Raw genomic sequence first — 20516 nt, 5'->3', positions numbered from 1 at the left:
ATGCATCCTGACCCTAGGCAGCGAGGTCAAGGGATATCGGCTCGAGGGGCTGAGAGAATGTTTCCCATACGTCAACCCTGTGCATATGGATCTGACCAGAGGCCAACAGCGCCCAGAGCAGCATCGGCGCCGTCTCGGCGCAGGGGCAGCACGGTCTGTGTCTTGATCCGGCGGCGGAATTCCTCGTTCAGTCGCTCTATCGCGTTGGTGGTGCGGGCCGATTTCCATTGCGACGGATCGAGCCGGGTGAAGCTGAAGAACCGGTCGCCCGCGTCTTCCAGGCTGTCGGCGAGCGCGCGGCACTTGAGGCGCCACTTGCGCAGGAACATCTTCCGCCGGAGCTCCACCCCGTCAGCGGTGTCGGCATATATCATGTCGCGGTAGTCCTCGGTGAGTTCGTCATGCAGGCGCCTGGGGGCATGGCCGAGCAGGTTGCGGTGCGTGTGAACCGTGCAGCGCTGGATCGGCAGGTCCTCGCCCCCGAGCGCAACCAGGGCGGCTTCGAGGCCCGGAGCGCCGTCAACGATGACGAATTCGGGTCGTCGCAGGCCGCGCGCATCGAGGTCGGACAGGAACTGGCTCCAGGCTGCAGGGCTCTCGCCCCCCCTGTTCCTGATCGAAAGCAGCACCTTCTGCCCGTCCACTGCCCGGCAGTGCATCGCGGAACGCGATGTCACGAGAGGGGCGGCGCACCCCGATCGCGGCCAGCACCGAGATGTTCGTGGCCTTCCGGTCCAGCCTGGTCTTGACCACGGTGCCGTCCAGAATGAGCCGGACGATGTCCTCATCGGCCAGGCTGCGCGCGCACCACGCGTCCCAGTCCACCTTCACCTTCCGCCAGGCCCGGCTCACCACGTCCTTGCTGACAGCGCCCTCGAACAGGCCGAACAGCGCCCGCTTGACGCGCCGGGTGTTGGGGCCCGCCAGATAGACCGCCGCGATCAGCGCGATCGGATACAACGTTCCGATCTCCATGCACGATCCCGATGGCGCCACCAGCCCGTCATTGTGAGAAAGCCGGAAAAATCCAGCTTCCGGTTATGCAACGTTGGGGAGCATAGCACCAACCTGCAGACGCTCGTCATGAATGAGGGACCCGCAGGGGGGCAGTTCACAACCAACATCCCACACTGTGCTCCCCGATGACCTCGGGGGCATCATCCACATCAGTGTAGAGCGGGCTTTTTTGGACGCCCATCACGCCTCTACGGGCCAAAAATTGCACGAATGTTCACAAACAGAGTCACTTCGAGGCGCCCGCGTTCCTACTCTTGCCGCGCTTGCGGCAGTATCGGCAGCAGTCTGGAGTGCTGCTGGCGTTCAACTATGAGCGGACAACGACGCTAGGTATTTTGCAGCGCGGTCCCGAAATGCAAAAGAGCCTTGCAGCTTTGCGTCCGCAATGGCGCGGCCAAGAGCGCGGCGGGCGATGTCGTGACGCCCGCATCCTTCAGCCAGACGTGCGTGAAAGCGGTGCAGTTCTGCGCTGTACCAGCGCTCGCCGGTCATGCGTTCGCAGGCATAGGCGCGGCGTATTGCGTGAAGGCCTTTCTCGGCCTCGCCCTGTCGGGCGGCAACTTCGGCGAGAAGGCCAAGGTTAAAGGGCATTGTCAGGCGCATATCTATCGCGGCATAGGCCTTCATTCCCGCCTCGATCCGGCTCACGCCCGATGCTTCACCCTGCATCGCCTGTGCCCACCACGCCAGCATCTGGCCGGATGGCTCCCAGAAGGTGACATTTTCCCGGTGACACAGCGCAATGAGTGCCTCTGATCGGATCAAGCAAAGCCGTGCGTCGCCACGGAGACGGGCGCAGACTGCACCGGCCCAAAGTGCCTGCGCCTGCGCAAAGGGTTGGCCTAGCCGCTCGGCCCGCGTGGTGGCGGCGGCAATGTGATACTCTGCTTCCGTCTCCTGACCGCGCATTTCGCAAAAGCACGCCGCATATTGGTGACATACGACCTCGGGGTCCTCGACCAGCAGGATATTGGCGCCGTCTGCCTCGCCGCTGCGCGCGATTTCGAGCGTGGCAGAGATCCGCGCCGGGCAGGCATGCAATGCCCCGGCAAAGAAGTGGGTCTGGCCGATGGCGTTATGCGCGGTCATTGCCAACTGGGCGGGCGCGTTGTCCGCAAGGGCCACAAGCCCATTCGCGACGCTCTTTGCGCGGTCCAATTCGGCCCGGGTCACCAGATCATTCCACAGACCGGCCAAGACCGGGATGGTTCCGGCAGGGTCGCTGACCCGGGTCGCCAGCAGGCCGGCACGGTCATAAATCTCGCGGAGTGCGGTGCCTGTGAAGCCCTGAGAACTGGTCAGGCTCGCAGCCAACCCTAGAAGGGCGTGCAACTCTGATCTTTGTGCCTCGCGATCGGTTTCGGCTGAGCGGGCGTGCAGAGCCAACGCCTTGTGGAATTGTTCTTCTGCGTCTGATGCCGCGCCACGTTCCAGTGCCTGCTGGCCAGAAATGGTCCGGTAGTGCGCCGCACGCGACCAGTCTGCGCCGCGCTCGAAGTGGTCTGCCAGTGTTGGCGCAATTTCGCTGACGGCAGGGCCATGGCCCGCCTCCAGTCGCAGCCCGATACGGCGGTGCGTGCCCTGCCGATTGGCCGCCGGAAGCCCTTCGTAAAGGGCTGCATGGTGCAAGGCGTGCCGAAAGGCGTATCGCGTGGCAACACTCCCGTCGGGCCTGACATTCAGCCCCGCATGGGAAATGAAGCGGTGGTTTCGCGCCAGATTTTCCAGTTGCCGCTCGGCCGCTTCCAGCGCGTGCTGATCGTCGGCCAAGTCTGGCGCCGAAAAGGTCTGCCCTGCCACGCTGGCCGTTTCCAGTAAGGCGCGTTCTTCTGGAGATAGCCGGCTTACCCGATCACTTTCGATGAGGGTCCGGATGCTGGGCGCGAGGCCCGAAACGAGGTCTTCCGGCGTCGTCTTGAGTTGCCATCTCAGACCGTCATAACCGACATGGCCCTGCATCAGCCAGTGGTCCACGGCCTCATCGACGAGGATCGCATGTCCTTCGGTTCGCCGAAAAACGGCCTCGGCGAGAGCCGGGGGAAACTGGTGGCCCGGGAAGCGTTGCGCAAGATACGCCGCCACTGCAGCGGCATCCAGGCCGCCGAGAGCTACCGAAAGCACGTCGGACTGGCGGCTGAGCTGACCCAGAGCTTCTGACATTTCGCTTGTGCGGTCCACTTCCTCGTCCCGGTAGGTTCCAAGGACCAAGAGCCGGGCAGGGGTTCTTTGCAAACCCCAGGTGACCAGCCAGGCCAAGGTACTGGGATCGGCCCAATGCAGATCCTCCAGCAGAAGAACGCCGGGGCGTCCTCTGGTCAGACGCTCCATAAGGGCTGTAAACTCACGGCGCATCGTGGCGGGTTTGTCGGGATCGACGCTGAAGGGCGCTGTGTCCCATGGCGCGTCCGATCCCGGAAGCAGCGCAGCCCAGGTTGGCGCCACCTTAGGCAAAAGGCGCGCCAGCGTGTCGCCTTCGGGCCCGGCACCGAGTTCGGACAAGGCATCGAGCAGCAGGCCATAGGGCTCCCGAGCCCCGGGATGGGCAAGGGCCTGCCCCCGTACCGTCCAGAGCGGCGTGCGCTGGGGGAGGCTCGCGATGAAAGTCTCAACCAGCCGCGTCTTGCCAGCGCCAGCTTCGCCTGAGACGAGGACAACGGCCCGTTGGCCGCCCCATGCGGCGGAGGCTTTGTCATTCAGCGCCTCCAGTTCCTGCGCGCGACCGACGCAGAGCGCGCGATCTTCGGGGGGGAGGGCGGATGTTTCATTGCGCAGGTGTATCCGCCGGGCGAGCCGATAGCCTTGCCGTCCAACCGTCTCGATGAGGTCGGTCCCTTCATGAGAGGTCGACAGCAGGCGGCGGAGCTCTCGGATGCATTGCTTGGGGCCGGCGTGGCTACCGTGGCTGACGCCCCAGACCATGCGGCGCAGCTCTTCCTGGCTGACGACTTCGCCTTGACGTTCCACCAGGGCGGCCAACACGGCCAGCGTTTTGGGACGCAGTGGAAGCTCGGCGCCGTCAAGCGACAAAAGCCCCCGCGAGTGATCCAACGTGATGTCCTTAAAGCTCATGACCGATCGTTGATTCCAGATTTTTTAGATGCGACCGGGTGAGACCAGTCGCGAAAAAGAATGCTTTGAGCATGGGTTACACCAATTTTGAACCCCGGGCCACTTTGTTTGAATTGAGGGTTGCCCGATACCGATTGCGCTAAGGCTGGCAACGGGAGAGCTTGGATGATGGGCATGAAGGCATGAGCAGATTGGATGTGACATTTGGTTTCTGCGAAGGAGCATTGAGCGAAAGATCGCTCTACCGGCGCGCTGCCTCACCCTTCCTGCACCGTCTGATGATGCTAGGGGCGCTCGGCATCTGCATGGCCGCGCCGGGGCGTGCGCAGGATCTGGCAGATATGAACCGCGCGCTTTCCGGGCAGACCGTCATCTTACAGCGATATGCGCCACCGCCGCAGGTCGGATCGGTCGCGATCGGGGTCGAGGATGAACGTGAGCAGATCGACATGCAAAAGGCCGAGCGGATCAGTTTCCGCCTGAATTCGGTCACGGTCGAGGGCGGGGGCACGCTTTCTGCCGCCAATCTTGCGGCGATCTGGCAGGGGCGGATCGGCAGCCAGATCACGCTTGCCGAGCTTTACCGCATCGCCGATGCGGTGGATGCGGCCTACCTCGCGGCGGGCTTTTTCTCGAAGACCGTGGTGCCGGTGCAGGATTATGCCGACGGGCAGATCCGCCTGCGGGTTTTCGAGGGCTACGTCGACCGGATCGAGATCGACAGTGAAATTCCCGGGATCGACGCCCGGCTGGCACCCTACCTGCAACGGATCCTCGCGATGCACCCCATCCGCGTCAGCGATGCCGAGCGCGAACTGCTATTGATGAGCGACCTTGCGGGGCTGGTGATCGACGGCACGTTCATACGCCCCGAGGGGGCGAGCGGCGGCGGGGTGCTGCACCTTGAAATCACTCAGGACCGCAGCAGCGGGATGATCGCTCTGGATAATTTCGGGACAGACGCGGTGGGTCCGCTGCAACTGGCCAGCATTTTGGAACTCAACGATGTCTACCGGCAGTTCGAAAGCACGAACCTGACCGGCGTATTGACGCCGGCCGACCACAGGCAGATGGCGCTGATCCAGTTCGGCCAAAGCTATCCGGTTGGATCTTCCGGGCTCATCGCGCGCTACAACTTGGTCTATCTGCGTCAGCGTCCGGGCGGCGATCTGGCCGATCTAGGGATCGATGTGACATCGGCGGTGGCGACGGCGGGCCTGTCCTATCCCTTTGTTCGCTCATTGGATTGGAACCTCTGGGGCGCGGCCGATGTGACGTTCCGAAATGACGATGTCGATGTCATGGGCGAAGCCGTGTCGCGCAGCCGGTCCCGCTGGGCCAGCTTCTCGCTGCAATATGACCGCAGCTTCGAAACGGGCACGTTCAGCGCCCAAAGCGCGTTCAACATCGGCACGGCCTCTGACCTTGACGCGGGGGAGGTGCCCGGCGATTTCCGCTTCGTGACCGGGGGGCTGGAATACAGCCATCCTTTTGGCGACAAGACTGCCGTCTCATTCCAGACCATGGGTCAGTATTCGGGACGCGAATTGCCCGGCGCGGTCAAGCTCGGGGTCGGCGGCGACCCCTATGGGTTCGGTTTCGATAACGGCACCATCTCGGGTGACAACGGCCTGGCCGCAGCGGCGCGCCTCAGCCACGATTTCGAAACAGACATGGCGCAGCTGCCGACCCTCTCGACGTCGCTGTTCGTCGATTACGGCAAGGTCTGGCACGAGGCCCCGGACGATGGCCCGCAGACCGAACATCTGGGTTCCTACGGGGTCGGTCTGGGCGGGATGCTGAACGAGCGGGTCAGTTTCCAGCTGGCCGCGACCCTGCCCTGGACGCATTCGGCTTCGGTGGACGAGCCGGGGGGCAAACTGCTTTTCCAGCTTGTCATGCCGCTGTGAAATCAGTCGCTCACGGCCCCCTCGCAGGGGCCGTGACAGGATCAAGGCCCGCCGGATGCGGGAGGGGGAATGACAGGGTCGTGCGAAATCGGCCTGTCCTGACCCGTGCTATGTTAGACTCGTTCGAGGCCTCGCGCCTCGGATCGCCAATTTCAAGCCGTAATTTCAGGCCAGAGGGGGTTTCATGCGCAATCACATCGGGGCCCTCGGCCTATGTCTAGGTCTTGTCCCTTTCGCGGCCACGGCTGGGGATGATGGGCTGCCGTTGCCGTCTTCCTTGCCGCTGCTGGATTACCAGTCCCAGCTTTATCCCTTCATCGCCGGGCGTGCGTTCGCGGCTAAAGGCTGGGTCCGGGACAAGCGCTGGCGCGATACCGGGCCCTTTGTCTTGGGCACCTCTTATGGCATCCACCCGGCCGTGCGGATCTATTATTCGCCCGAGGTGATCACTTGGCTTGAAGGCGGGCGACAGGGGGCGGTGCCCGACGGCGCGATGGTGGTCAAGGAAATGGCGACGCCCCCGGCCGCGCGTTACATGACCTACCGGGAGATGCTGGAATACCTGCATCCCGACGACCCTGATGCGGTCGAGGCGCAGATGCTCGAATTCCTGCGCAAGGACGGGGGCCTGAACTGGACCGTCATGGTCAAGGACAGCGCGGTATCCTACGGCGGCTGGTTCTTTGCCTCGGTCGATGCCTCGGCCGAAATCGACGATTTCGCGCCTCCCTATGCGCCGGCCTCGGGGCAGGCCGGGGATGGGCTGTGTATGCGCTGTCACGCCTCTGCCGCCGAAGAGCTGGTGTTCTCGGCGCTCGACAATGTCGAGGGCTATCCCGGCGAGCCGCTGAACTTTCGCGTGGACGAAAGCTGGCGCAACATGACCGACCAGCCGGTCGGCGCGATGAACCTGCCGATCCAGCAATACCCCGGCCAAGGACAGTCCGTGGCCGCGCTGATCGAGGATTACTTTCACAACGATGACGCCTACGACAAATCCAATGCGGGCGCCGGGGGCGATCCTGTCCGGCGCTCCACCGCGAACCCGGCTTTCGTTCAGATATTCCCGCCCGTGGACGGGATCGCGGTCGAGGCAAGCGCGGTACATCCCATGCCCAGCCAGTGGCTGGACCATGTGCCGTCGCGCCCGGACGGTCCGCAACATTTCCTGACCTCGGACAATTGTCTTGGCTGTCACGGCGGCCTTGGCGGCGCGCCTTCGGGGATCGCCATGTTCCTGCAGACAGGACCCGATTACGGCGACGGCTACGACATTTCGGAATATAGCGAATGGCGCTGGTCTCCCATGGGGCTCGCGGGGCGCGATCCGGTGTTCTTCGCGCAGCTTGAAAGCGAATTTGCTCTGTTGGAACAGGCGGGCTCTGGCGATCTGACCGATGCGCTGGGAACGACCTGCCTGTCCTGCCACGGGGCCATGGGGCAGCGCCAGTTGCAGATCGACGCCAAGGCCAGCCCGGAGGCCGGTCTTGATCCCAATGCCTTCAAGCTGGATTACATGGCGCTGCATGCACCGCTGACCAAGGCCGAGGACGCCCGGCAGAAGGCCGAGGGCAGCTTTGCCTATCATCAATACGGCAACCTTGCCCGCGACGGGGTGTCCTGCGCGGTCTGTCACCATATCGCTCCGCCGGAACGGGCCGAGGGGCAGCCGGATTACAACACGCTCGACACCTACCTGATGAACGGCACCACCGGGCGCTTTCGCATGACCGACGCCGACCGCCTGATCGGTCCCTATTCCGACGTGCGCACGACGCCGATGGAACATGCCTTGGGGATCACCCCGGTGCAGGACGATTACATCAAGGACAGCGAGCTTTGCGGAGCCTGCCACACCATCAACCTGCCCAATGTCGATGCCGATACCTCGGTGCCGCTGGACGGCTATACCGAGGCGGATCAGGCGGTGTTCAACCGGGCGGCCAGCAATGGCGCGGATTTCCTCAAGGACAGCTACGGCGTGACCTATCCCGAGGGGCTGACCGATTTCCAGCATTCGGTGGAACAGGCGACCTATCTTGAATGGGTCAACAGCAGCTACAGCGAAGAGGCAAGCGCGCAGTCCTGTCAGGATTGCCACATGAAATCCGACTTCCGCAGCGCGGATGGCTCTTTGGCGCTGGACGGGATCACCACGCAGATCGCCACCATTCAGGACACCACCCTGCCGGAAGTCGCCAATCTTTTGCCGCAGGACGAGGTCAACGTGCCGATGCGCGGCGGCTACCGGCGGCACGGCTTTGTCGGCCTCAATGTCTTTATGGTCGAGATGATGCGCCAGTTCCGCACCGAAATGGGCCTGGCCCAGACCCAGCCCATGACCTACGCCACAAATGGCGCGCAGGTTTCGATCGACACCATGGCGCAGCAGGCCCGCGAAGAGACGGCCGATATCGGGCTGTCGCTTAGCCTTGGGGCCGAGGGGATCGTGGCCGATGTCACCGTGACCAACCTCACGGGGCACCGGCTACCTTCGGGCGTGGGGTTCCGGCGCGCCTTTCTCGAATTGCGCGCGCTGGACGGGGCGGGCAAGACGTTCTGGTGTTCTGGCTGTACCGACGGGGCAGGGGTGATCGTGGATGGCGATCAGTCGCCGCTCAGCACGGAGTTCCTCGACCAGCAGCCCGAAGGGGCGGAAATGGCGCTGTTCCAGCCGCATCACCGTGTGGTCACGGCGCAGGATCAGGTGCAGATCTACGAAGAGTTGACCCGCAACGCCGAAGGGGCCTTTACCACCAGTTTCGTGCATCGCGTCTCGCACCCCAAGGACAACCGCCTGTTGCCCCATGGCGCGCTGACACCGGGCACGCCGGCTTTCGTCGCCAAGTTCGGCGACAGCGAGGTCACCTCTGCCTTCATGAAGGCCACGCTTCCCGAGGGCGGCGCGGTTGATGACCCGGATTTCATCGCCGGATCGGACCGGGTCGAATACCGCATCCCCCTGCCGGCGGGCAGCGATCCAGCCGACATCACGGTGAAAGCGACGCTCTATTCGCAGGCCATTCCGCCCTATTACCTCAAGCAACGCTTCGAGACGGCGCCCGGAGGGCCCGCTACCCGGCGGCTCTACTACCTTGCCAGCCACCTTCAGACCGAGGGCACGCTGATCGAGGATTGGAAACTCGCCACCGGCAGCGCCACGGCAAAGCTGCCTTGATCCGTTGTCTTGCTCACGCAAAGCGGGCGGTCCGTGGGTATTCAGACCGGCTATCTTGCTGGAATCGCAATATCCCACACCAACCTTTGCGTTACAGGCCCGTCATTATACCGGAATTGAACCGTTGACCCACTGGAGGGCGGCTCTGCCTGCCGCTTACATAGCCGCAGATCCCTTTTCGTCACGGGCGCTCTAGTCAATTCGGCTTTCGTATTAAAGCCTTACAAGAGGAACATTCCATTGACCGTCTTTCGATTTCCGACCTTCTTCTCGGCGGCCCTCGGGGGCGCGGTGCTGACCTGTGCCTCCATGGCGGCGGCCGATACCGGGGTCTGCATTCCGGATCCCGCAGCCCTGATGAAGACCCCGATGGGGCCGGATGCGCCGCTGCCCGATGCGGTGGCTGCGCAATTGGATGCGGCCGTGCGCGCGGCCCTGCCGTTTGCCGCCGCGCCGGGGATCATCGCGGGCGTGCAGACCCCCGAGGGCCGGTGGACCGCAGCCTACGGCATAGCGGATCCCGAAACGGGGAGGGCAATGCAAACAGGCCTGCACACCCGGATCGGCTCGCTTACCAAAACCTTCACCGGCACCTTGCTGATGCAGCTCGCGGACAGCGGCGCGCTGTCGCTGGATGACCCGATCTCGGCCTATGTCGAAGATATCCCGAACGGCGAGCGCATTTCCCTGCGCATGCTGGCCAACATGACCAGCGGGCTGCCCAACTACACGCTGACCGATGCCTTCTGGGCCGATTTCGCCGCCGATTCCGGGCGGGTCTACACGCCGGAGGATCTGCTGTCCTACATCGCCACCGAGCCGCCGCTGTTCGAACCGGGCGCGCGGTTTGACTATTCCAATACCAACACCGTGCTGCTGGGGATGGTGATTGAACAGGTCACCGGGCAGCCCATCGGCGATACCCTGCGGACCGAGATCATCGAGCCGCTCGGCCTTGGCGCGACGGTCTGGCCGGGCCGGTCGGCCGACTTGCCCGAGCCGCTGGCGCGTGGCTTTACCCTGCAGGGCGACGATGTTTCGCCCGACGCGCCATTGGAGGCGACGTTCTGGAATCCGTCCTGGGGCTGGACGGCGGGCGAGATGATCTCGACGCTCGACGACCTGTTGGTCTACGGGCAGGCGCTGGCCAGCGGGCAGGGTTTGCTGAGCGAGGCGGCGCAGGCAGAGCGGCTGGCCTCGATCCCCGCGAACGGCGGCTACGGCATCGGGCTGGTCTGCGCCGGTGGCTGGATCGGCCATACCGGCTCGTTGCCCGGCTACAACACGACGCTCTACCACGATGCCAACAGCGCCACGACGGTGGTGGTTCAGGCCAACAGCGACATCCCCGCGGGCGATTGCGGCGACATGGATGTTCTGCCCGACAACTCAGAAGACGCCGTCTGCGCGACGCCGGCGACGCGGGTCTTCATCGCGCTCTCGTCAGCACTCGGGAACGAATTCGTCCAGCCCTCGGCAGACTAGGGCGACGACAGGGTGCGGGGGAGTCCCCCCGCCCTCGCACCCGCCAAACATCAGCAAGCGGATCGGCGGCAGTGATGAACGCCGGACAACGCCCTGTCCTCGGGGCGGCGAAGCAATTTCGTTGAGCGAAATAAATTGATTGAAGGAAAGGTTTGACATGCGCAGATACCAACTTCTGCTTTCGGTGGCTGTTATTTCAACCGGAGCCTTCCAACCCGGACGGGCACGCGCGGATTGCACCACATCCGGGGATACGGCGAGTTGTACAGGGGGGCTGTATTCCGGGCGGGGTGTCGAATACGAAAACGCCTTTGCGAATGGCCGGGCAATCGAATCCCTCATCGTCAGGGACATGAACCGGGATATCGAGACGCCGCAAAACCCCGCTGGCGTCCTGCTTTCGTGGAGCAGCGGCATCGAGGCGGGAACACTTGACGGTGTGAACAGCCTCGACCTTGGTCTCAGCTTCGATGCCGGGAGCTTTGGCATCAACGGCGAGAAAGGCAATTTCCGGTATGGCGTGGCGGCCAGATCCCTCGGGGCGGGCGGTCTGGATAGCGCCGCTGCCCTCCGAAGCACGGACAATGGCGGGCATGGCGGCGACGGCGGTTCTGTGACGGTCGACATGCGCTCGGGCTATATCAGTCTCAACTCGCCTCAGGCGGCTGGGGTCGTTGCCCTGTCAAGAGGCGGCGCAGGCGGCTCTGCCGGACGGGCAGAGGCGCTTCTGGACAGCACGTCGGGCGGCACAGGCGGCACCGGTGGCGCCGGGCGCACCGCCGAGGTCACGGTCCGCAGCCAAGGCATTTCGGTCATCGGTGATCTGGCGCAGGGCGTGGTGGCGCAATCCAGCGCCGGGGCCGGGGGCAACGGCGGGGACGTGTCGAGCGGGGGCGCGGACAACACGGCTGGCAACGGAGGGCAGGGCGGCGAGGGCGGACGCGCGCAGGCTGTCGTCTGGTCCGGTCCCGTCGATGTCTCGGGGCGCAGTGCCTTGGGCATCGGCAGTTATTCGACCGGGGGCGATGGTGGCCGCGGCGGCACCTCGGCGCAGTCGGGGCAGGCGGTCACGGGCGGACAGGGCGGCGCGGGTGGCAGTGCCGGGATTGCTGCGACCAATGTGGATGCCGTGAGCGTCACCGCCTCGGGCGAAGACGCCCACGCCATCGTGGCGTACTCCAAGGGCGGAAATGGCGGGGACGGTGGCCATTCCTTGCTGGGCCTGACCACGGTCACCGGCGGCAGGGGTGGCGACGGGGGGGCTGGGGAATATACCTCGCTGACCCTGAATGGCGGGCAGGCTTTGGCAACAGGCGATGGGGCCGTGGCGGTGTCGGCCATCAGTCAGGGCGGCGCGGGCGGTACGGGCGGGAACGCCCAGGACCACTATGAAACGGATGACCTCAAGACCGGTGCCACAGGCGGGCGCGGTGGAACAGGTGCCAGCGGCGGGACGGTTTACGTCGCAATCCAGGACAGCGACATCAGCGCCAGCGGCACGGATGCCATCGGGGTCGAGGTCAGGTCGATCGGCGGTCAGGGCGGCGCTGGGGGCGACGGGGTCGCCGGCGGCGCGCTGGCCAATGGCGGCCGTGGCGGTGCGGGCGGTGACGGCTCGGACGTGGAACTGCTCTTGATCGGCGGAGAGATCAAGGTTGACGGCGATGCCGCGGCCGCGGTGCTTGTCCAGAGTCAGGGCGGCGACGGGGGCGCGGGCGGCGATGCCTCAACGATTGCCGGTGACGTGAAGGGCGGTCTGGGAGGGGCCGGCGGTGCTGCGGGATCAGTGACGGTCACCACCACATCGCGCACCAGCATCACGACGACCGGAAGCGGCGCACAGCACGGCATCCTCGCGGAATCCCTTGCCGGTCAGGGGGGAACGGGCGGTGGCGGATCCACCGGCATAGGCAAGGGGACCGGCGGCGATGGCGGAAGCGCCGGCAGCAACGCGGCCACGGTTACCGCCTCCATCGACGCGGATATCACGACCGTCGGAGACGAGGCGCAGGGCCTCGTCGCGCGCAGCTATGGCGGGGCCGGCGGCGATGGCGGCGACGGCGTGGGCGTGATCGGCGACGGGAACGGCGGGGCCGGTGGCAGCAGCAGCGCGGGCGGCAATGTCCAGTTGACCTTCAGCGGCAGCATCGCCACCGCCGGGGACGGCGCGGGCGCGATCCTCGCCCAGAGTATCGGTGGTTTCAGCGGCAACGCCGGGGCATCGGGCGGATTCCTTGCCTATGGCGCAGGCAGCCAAAGCGCGGGCGACGGCGGGATCGTGACGGCCGCTATCCTTTCCGGCGCCGTGCTGACCACCCGAGGCACAGATGCCAACGCCATCATGCTTCAAAGCATCGGCGGCGGTGGCGGCGTTGCAGGAAGCAGCTCTGGCGCCGGGGCGCTTGGCGGCACCGGATCCTCTGGCGGCGACGGTTCGGCGGTCAAACTGACCACGGGCGACATTCAGATCGAGACCTTCGGCGACAGCAGCCGTGGCATCAGCGCGACCAGCCACGGCGGCGGCGGCGGTGACGGCGGCGGTGCGGGGGGCATTGTCTCGATCGGCGGCGCCTCGGGCAGCGGAGGCGACGGTGGCACCGTCGAGGTCGAGACAACGGCCCAGATCATCACCCACGGTGACTCGGCGGACGGGCTGCACGCCCAATCCATCGGCGGCGGCGGTGGCAGCGCCGACGGCACCGGCGGGGTCGTCGCCGTGGGCGGGACCGGCGGCGGCGGCGGCGACAGCGATGCGGTTTCGGTTCTGGCCGGTGGCAGCATCCTGACGGAAGGCCGGGATGCCGACGGGGTCTTTGCGCAAAGCATTGGTGGTGGCGGCGGCGACGGAGCCTGGGCAACCTCCCCCGATGGCGTGGCCTCGCTGGCGGTTGGCGGTCAGGGCGGCGCGGGCGGCGATGCCGGCGAGGTCACCTTTGCCGATGTTGATCCTAACGCGGCGGCTTACCTGATCCAGACCACGGGCGAACGCGCGCGGGGCATCTTTGCGCAAAGCATCGGTGGCGGCGGCGGCGACGGGGGGCAGGCGCTGACGGTGGGGGATATCAACATTGCCGTTGGCGGCAGCGGCGATGCAGGGGGCGACGGCGCGGCGGTCGATGTCACGACCGGGGCCCACATAAGCACCTCCGGCAACCTTTCCACCGGCATTTCCGCGCAATCCGTCGGCGGCGGCGGCGGGTCCGGCGGCCAGTCGATCGAAGTCGCAAACGGGCCGATGACGATCAGCGTCGGGGTCGGCGGCAGCGGCGGGTCCGGCGGCGTCGGCAGCACCGTCAACGTGGATACATCCGGCAATATCTCGACCTCGGGTCAGATCGCCGATGCCATATCGGCCCAATCCATCGGCGGCGGCGGCGGCACTTCGGGGCAGTCGCTTAGCGTGACAGGCGTTACGATGGGCAATGTGGCGACGACGGTCGGCGGCGCTGGCGGCGCGGGCAATCACGCCGACGCGGTTTCGGTCTCATCGAGCGGAACCCTGACGACCGAGGGCGATGCCTCGAACGGGATCATGGCGCAGTCGATCGGCGGCGGTGGCGGCGCCTCGAAGGTAGCGGGCACCATCACGGCCATCGGCGGCACCGGATCGGTCTCGACGACGGTCGGCGGACAGGGCGGCGCGGCTGGCGATGGCGGGGATGTGAGCGTCGATGCCGATGGATCGATCGTGACCGCCGGGGACAATTCCGACGGGATCCTTGCCTCGAGCATCGGCGGCGGTGGCGGCAGCAGCGCTGAAACCTATTCGATCACGGCGCTGACCACGGCCAGCATCCAGACGACCGTGGGAGGATCGGGCGGCAGCAGCGGCTCGGCAGGCGATGTCGATGTCTCCTCGAATGCGTTCATCCATACGGCGGGAGACCAGAGCGCCGGTATCGCCGCCCAGAGCGTTGCGGGCTCTGGCGGCAAGTCGGGCACGGTCCTGAACGGCTCGCTGTCGGTGGGGGCTGTCAACACCACCGTTGGCGGATCGGGCGGCGATGGCGGCGTGGCGGGGGATGTGACCCTGTTCAACACCGGCATGATCATCACCGAGGGCAGCCATTCCGAGGCGATCTCGGCGCAAAGCATCGGCGGCGGCGGCGGCACGGCCAAGGGGGCCATCACCGGCGCCATCGGGGTCGGGGCCATTGATGTCACTTTTGGCGGCGACGGCGGCAACGCTGGGACGGCGGGCGACGTCTCGGTCACCTCGGAAGGGGATGTGCTGACCCTAGGAGCCTATTCCGGGGGTATCCTGGCCCAAAGCCAGGGCGGCGCAGGCGGCCAGGGCGGATTATCGATCGAAGGCAGCCTGACGGCCGGGGAAATCTCGGGCGCGGCGAATGTCACCGTGGGCGGGGGCGGCGGATCCGGCGGCGCGGCGGGCAATACCGTGGTAGCCAACAGCGGCGATATCCAGACTTTGAACTACGGATCGGCGGCGATCACCGCGCAATCTGTGGGGGGCAATGGCGGCGCGGCAGGCAACGTCATTACCGGCAATGTCAATCTCAGCACCGAAGCGGGGGGCGAGGTCAATGTCGATGTCGGCGGACCCGGCGGCGACGGGGCCGTCGCTGGCACGGTTACGGTCGACAACTCCGGCGACCTCTATACGCGAAGCTACAATTCCACCGGTATCGTGGCGCAGTCCATCGGCGGCAATGGCGGGGTTGGCGGCTCGGTCTACAGTGTCTCGGGCGAGATCGAAAAGGCCAGCTCTGTCGCTGTCGGTGTCGATGTCGGCGGCGATGGCGGAACCGGCATGGATGCCGATGACGTGGCCGTCACGAACGCTGGCACCATCACGACCATCGGGGACGGCTCTGCCGGGATCATTGCACAGTCGATCGGCGGCGGCGGCGGCATCGCCGGGAACACCGCGAACTTCGATCTGGACCTGACCGGCTTGGTCAAGGGGTCCACCGTTACGGTGACCTCGAATATCGATGTCGGTGGCGATGGCGGGGCTGGCGGATACGGCCGGGCCGTGACGGTCCAGAACAGCGGCAACATCACGACCAGCGGCGAAAGTGCGTCGGGCATCGTGGCGCAGTCCATCGGTGGCGGTGGCGGCTATGGCGGCAGCGCCTCGAGCCAAAGCGTCAACCTGGGGAACTTGTGCAAGCTGAGCAAGCTGTTGGCGATCTACGAATGCGGGGCCGATGGCGACACCAAGGTCAAGGTCGAGCTGAGCCTTGAAATCGGCGGGTCGGGCGGCGCTGGAAGCGACTCCGACGTGGTGACGGTCGGGAACTCGGCGGATATTGCCACGTCGGGCCGGTTGTCACACGCCATCTATGCGCAGTCCATCGGCGGCGGTGGCGGAACCGGTGGCGAGGGCGATCTGGGAACGAATACCTGGATGACCGGCGATGATGATGACGACAGTGTCGGGGCCGGTGTTCCCAGCTTCCTTCAAAGCACCAGCGTCGATATCGCGATTGGCGGAACGGGCGGCGAAGCGGCCGATGGCGGTGCGGTGTCCATCACCAACACGGGGCAGCTGTTCACCGAAGGCCAGTCCGCTTACGGTGTCTTCGCCCAGTCCATCGGCGGGGGCGGTGGCCACGGCGGCGCCGGGTCGGGCGGTTTGCTCAATATCTTCACCCTTGGCAATTCTGGCAGCGGCGGCGGCGATGGCGCGCAGGTCGATGTGGTCAATGGCGGCACCATCGCCACCACGGGCTCCGGTGGCGTGGGGATCTTTGCCCAGTCGCTTGGCGGCGGCGGCGGCGCGGCGGGCGATATCGAAAAGGCCCTGACCTTTGACTTCCTCGATCTGAACATCGGGGCCGGGGTCGGTATTCAGGAGAATGCCGGGGAGGGTGGCGACAGTGGCACTGTCAATGTCACCAGTGGCTGGATCTGGACCACCGGCGAGGCGGCGCATGGGATCGTGGCCCAATCGACAGCCGGGGCCGGGGGTATCTCTTCGATCTCGGGCGCGCTTGAGGGCGGGCCGACCACTTTTGCCGGCAGCAATGGCGCCAAGGGCAGCTCGGGGGATGTCAACGTGACTGTCGACGGCGGGATCACCGTTACCGGCGAGCAGGCCCACGGCATCTTTGCGCAATCGGCTTCCGGCGGGGTGGTCGGTTCCAACGCCGTCGATGCGACGGATACCAGCGGCGACGTCACGGTGACGGTCGACGGCAACGTCGCGGCGATGGGCGAAGGTGGCCGCGCCATCCTTGCCCAAAGCTCCAGCCTCTCGGTGGAAAACAATGGGCGCGTGACCATCGACATCGCCTCCGAAGCAACCGTGGAGACGGCCGAAGACGGGGCCGAGACGATCGCCATTTTCGACGGCAAGGACAATCTCATCACGAACAAGGGCACGATCGTCCATGCGGGCATCGGCACGGGAGCGGAAGATTTCGTGATCCGGACCAATGGTATCGGGGCCCTGCTGGTGGACAACCAAGGGATCATCGCAGGATCGGTCCGAAGCGAGAGCAGCGATGACATGCAGGCGGCGGCGATTACCATTCAGAACGCCGAGGACGCCACGTTCCTGTTCGGGTCCGAGATAAGCCTTGGCGAGGGTGGCAGCATGACCAACGCCGGTTTCGTGGGGCTGGGCAGCACTGCGGCCCCGAGCAGCACCCAGTTCCTGGGGGACTACACCCAGACGGGCGAGGGTCAGTTGGGCATCACCGTGATCGCCGCGCAGGAAGACGGCACTGCCGCCAGCGCCGACCTGCTGGAGATCGATGGATCGGCCGATCTTGCAGGATCGGTAAAGGTCAACATGGACGTCGGCGAGAACCCGATGGGCGGCGCGCAGACGATCGACGCCTTCCTCACCACGACCGGTGAGCTGACGGATTCGGGCCTCTCGGTGGAGTCTTCGGTGATCGGCCGGTATAGCCTGAACTGGGATACGCCGAACGCCGTTGCGCTGGACTACGAGCTTGATTTCGGCGCGGCCACGGCGCTAGCGGCGGTCCATGGATCCAACGAGTCGCTGTCGTTGCACTTGCAGGAATTGTACATGGCAGGGGCGGTGTCGCGCGAGGCGCTCAATACGCTGGCCAACATTTCTGATGCCACAACCTACCGCAATGCCATCGCCTCGCTCGGAAGTGGGATCTACACCGACACCCAAGCCAGCTCCCTGCGCGCCAGCCTCAGCTTTGGCGATGCGATGATGAGCTGTTCGCAGCGGGATGGCAGCTACCGGTTCGTGCGGGAAAGCGAATGCGTCTGGGTCCATCTTGGGGCCTCGGACTTCACGCGAGACGACAACAACGAGGCCCTTGGGTATGACGAGGTCTCCTACGATATCAGTGGGGGCGTCCAGTTCGCTCTCGATAACGATTGGCAGCTTGGCGGCGCGCTCTCTTTCAACCACCGGGCGCTGTCAAAGGGCAGCCTTATGTCGGGCGAAGGCAATATCCTTCAGGCCGGGGCCGTGGCCAAGCGCCAGTTCGGTCCTGCAAGCCTCGCGGCGTCGCTATCCGTGGGATACGGAGCCTTCGACATCACGCGCAATCTGTTCAACGGCGAAACCGCAAAGGGCGAACAGGACATCTGGTCGATATCGGGTCAGGTCCGGAGCGAGTATCTTTTCGAAGCACAGACCTGGTACGCCAAACCGCGCATCGACCTCGGGGTTCATGTCCTGCGGACAGGGTCCGTCAGCGAAACCGGCGCAGAGGGTTTCAACTACCTGATCGACGGGGCGACGAGCACCTACTTCAGCTTGCAGCCTGCGGTGGAGTTCGGGCGTGAATGGATCAATACCGCTGGCACGCTGTTCCGGCCTTCGATGACCTTTGGCGTGACAAGAATGATCGACGCAGCCGGATCGGATGCCGATATGCAGTTCGACGCATCGCCTGCCGGTACGTCCAATTTCTCGATCAGTGACGAGTTCGACGAGTTCAGTCTCGACGTGGGTCTGGGCCTCAAGATTCTGTCGACGGATAACTTTGTCATGGATGCCGGCGTTTCCGGGCAATTCTCCGAGAATACCAGGCAGGTCGGGATCGACTTCAGGCTCTCTAAAAATTTCTGAAATATCAACTGGGTAAGGGGGTATCCTGTGGGAGACATTGCTCTGTGCCAGAAAACGATCTCGAACCGTCTTGTTGCGCAAATCAGTTGACGAACGGGCCTCTCTTTCCCAGACGGATTTATCCCACGGCTTTTGGGAAAGGGATGCCAAGGGCAGTGTCGCCGTTCATGATCGCAACGTGCGCCTGAACCGCTGAGACCTGCCAGTCGAAGTCGCGCGCCATCAGCCGCTGGCCGAGCCGTTTCACACAGTGCGTCTTTATCTCGACGCGACCCCGGCGGCGGTAGTGACATGCTGACCTGCCGGGTGATGCGGGATCATAATACCTCGCAGCGCCGGGCCTGTCGGGGTCGATCCCAAGACAGTCCGGCGTGAACGCCCGTCCCGCTGCCCGGCAACACATGCGAAGCATGTGCGAGAGGGGGAAGCACGACACCGGCGTGACGATCGCTGCCGAGGGGCTACGCCGGATTGCAGGGCTTTGTCACATCGAGGCCGAGATCCGCGCTATGTGCCCGGGTCAGCGCCTGCTTGCCTGTCAGGCCCGCTGCTGCGCACCCCTCGTTGCCGAGTTCGGCGACTGGATGCAGGCACAGCGCCTGCACGTCTCGGCCAAGTCGCGCACGGGTGAGACGCTGACCTACATCCACCGCCGGTGGGGCGGGATGCAGATCTTCCTCCACGATGGCCGCGTTTAGACGATCTCCAATCTTATCCGCCCGATCGCGCTGGCGAGGAAGAACGCACTCTTCCACGGCCACGACGAGGGAGGACGCAGCTGGGGCGGCATCGCCTCGCTGATCGCCACCGCAAAGATCACCGGGGTTGAGCCCTTCGCCTATCTCATGGCGACCATCAAGGCGATCGCCGCTGGTCACCCGGCCAGCAGGATCGACGAGTTACTGCCGTGGAATTACCCCAAGCCCGCGTAACCGGCGCAGCGCTCTGATGTCTTTTTTAAGGGGCGGGCCACGCGATTTGGAACGCTCGGGCGTTCGTCGTGATCTGGACGCTTAAGGGGGGGCGCGTGGTCTGAAGACGCCGATGAACAAGCTCTGATGTGCGGGCTGGATGCTGCAGGACCGATTGTCCGTCTCGGTGCTATTGCTGCCTTAGGGTTGGCATCAGCGCGAAGCTGGCCACAAAGCGAGTGTCGGATATTCCCCTGCCGTCGACCTCGCGCCCGCCATTGGGCGCGTCGAGGGGCAGGCTCAGCGCGGGGGCATGCTGCGGGGTGCGATGTCCCACATGAACGCCACCATCTCTCGCGCGATTGCCGCGGTGACACGGTCGGTCTCCTGCCGCGCTGGCTGAGCTTGCGATATCGGGCCGTCCGGCGAGATTGCGCCTTCCAAGCAGTATCCTGGACCTCCGGCGGCGGCTCTCTGGGGATTTAGAGCGTCCGCTCGCCCGGCCGTGCCTGCAGGCGGTAAACCCAATCCCCCTCGATCCGCTTGTGCCGCAGGCGGGCGTTGCCCGCGCGAGTGATGCCGCCGCGCCTGCTCGTCTTGCCGGTCGTCTTGCCGTTCGGCACGCGCCCGAGATAGGCCATCAGCTTCACAGATGCCTCGAACCGTCGCACATCGCCGATCTCGGCCATGACAGTGACGGCGCTGATCAGCGCGGCGCCCCGCAGCGCCTGAAGCGCGTTCACGGTCGGCGCGAGAGTTCAGTCCGGCACCAGGACCTCGATGTGCCCGCTCAGCCGCTCCGAGGCGTTTCGCTCTGCCTGCAACATCTCCTGCAGCGCGATCGGGTGCGCCGGGTGATCGAAGCCAGGGTCTGCAGCCAGCGCCGATAACGCATCGTCCATGGTTCGGTGCGTTGA

Annotated in this window: 9 protein-coding genes and 2 pseudogenes; 6 read left to right on the top strand and 5 right to left on the bottom strand. The window is 65.2% G+C overall.

The genetic code is table 11. The features are described 5' to 3' along the window. Positions 1-13: 13 nt before the first annotated feature. Positions 14-948 (bottom strand): annotated as a pseudogene (locus tag KO516_RS11660) (IS256 family transposase); the annotation flags it as partial. Between the two features lie 372 nt (positions 949-1320). Continuing rightward, entirely contained in the window at positions 1321-4086 is a 2766-nt protein-coding gene (locus tag KO516_RS11655) for an AAA family ATPase (RefSeq protein ID WP_216003953.1), read from the bottom strand. 224 nt (positions 4087-4310) lie between these two features. Between KO516_RS11655 and KO516_RS11650 the strand changes: the two genes are divergently transcribed. The 4 genes from KO516_RS11650 to KO516_RS11635 all read left to right on the top strand — a co-directional run bounded on the left by KO516_RS11650 (position 4311) and on the right by KO516_RS11635 (position 18688). Beyond that, positions 4311-5996, top strand: a complete 1686-nt coding sequence (locus tag KO516_RS11650) for a ShlB/FhaC/HecB family hemolysin secretion/activation protein (protein WP_216003952.1) — start codon at positions 4311-4313, stop codon at positions 5994-5996. Positions 5997-6261: 265 nt separating this feature from the next. Next, positions 6262-9174 (top strand): hypothetical protein, encoded by a 2913-nt coding sequence (locus tag KO516_RS11645; protein WP_216003951.1) that lies wholly within the window; start codon positions 6262-6264, stop codon positions 9172-9174. Between the two features lie 240 nt (positions 9175-9414). Beyond that, positions 9415-10659, top strand: a complete 1245-nt coding sequence (locus KO516_RS11640) for a serine hydrolase (protein ID WP_252737541.1) — start codon at positions 9415-9417, stop codon at positions 10657-10659. Between the two features lie 352 nt (positions 10660-11011). After that, positions 11012-18688, top strand: coding sequence for an autotransporter outer membrane beta-barrel domain-containing protein (locus KO516_RS11635; protein WP_216003950.1), 7677 nt, complete (start codon positions 11012-11014; stop codon positions 18686-18688). 118 nt (positions 18689-18806) lie between these two features. Here KO516_RS11635 and KO516_RS24210 read toward each other — a convergent pair. Next, positions 18807-18974 (bottom strand): annotated as a pseudogene (locus KO516_RS24210) (IS5/IS1182 family transposase); the annotation flags it as partial. A 115-nt stretch (positions 18975-19089) separates the two neighbouring features. On the opposite strand from KO516_RS24210, the gene KO516_RS24205 reads away from it, so the two are divergent. Next, positions 19090-19386: a transposase gene (locus tag KO516_RS24205; RefSeq protein ID WP_371742075.1), complete on the top strand. Its 297-nt coding sequence runs from the start codon at positions 19090-19092 to the stop codon at positions 19384-19386. A 3-nt stretch (positions 19387-19389) separates the two neighbouring features. Next, a complete protein-coding gene (locus tag KO516_RS24755) occupies positions 19390-19620 on the top strand; it encodes a transposase domain-containing protein (RefSeq protein WP_371742076.1) in 231 nt (76 codons plus the stop codon). A gap of 461 nt (positions 19621-20081) precedes the next feature. Here KO516_RS24755 and KO516_RS11625 read toward each other — a convergent pair whose 3' ends face one another. Both KO516_RS11625 and KO516_RS11620 read right to left on the bottom strand, forming a co-directional pair. Beyond that, positions 20082-20342 carry a transposase gene (locus tag KO516_RS11625; protein ID WP_216003949.1) on the bottom strand — a complete coding sequence of 87 codons (261 nt, stop codon included), beginning with the start codon at positions 20340-20342 and terminating at the stop codon, positions 20082-20084. A gap of 15 nt (positions 20343-20357) precedes the next feature. After that, positions 20358-20501, bottom strand: coding sequence for a hypothetical protein (locus KO516_RS11620; protein WP_216003948.1), 144 nt, complete (start codon positions 20499-20501; stop codon positions 20358-20360). Positions 20502-20516: the final 15 nt, after the last annotated feature.

The sequence above is a fragment of the Citreicella sp. C3M06 genome, from assembly GCF_018860705.1.
Lineage (GTDB): Bacteria > Pseudomonadota > Alphaproteobacteria > Rhodobacterales > Rhodobacteraceae > Salipiger.
Note: the sequence above shows the minus strand (reverse complement) of the source record. Positions and strands in the feature narration are given on the sequence as shown.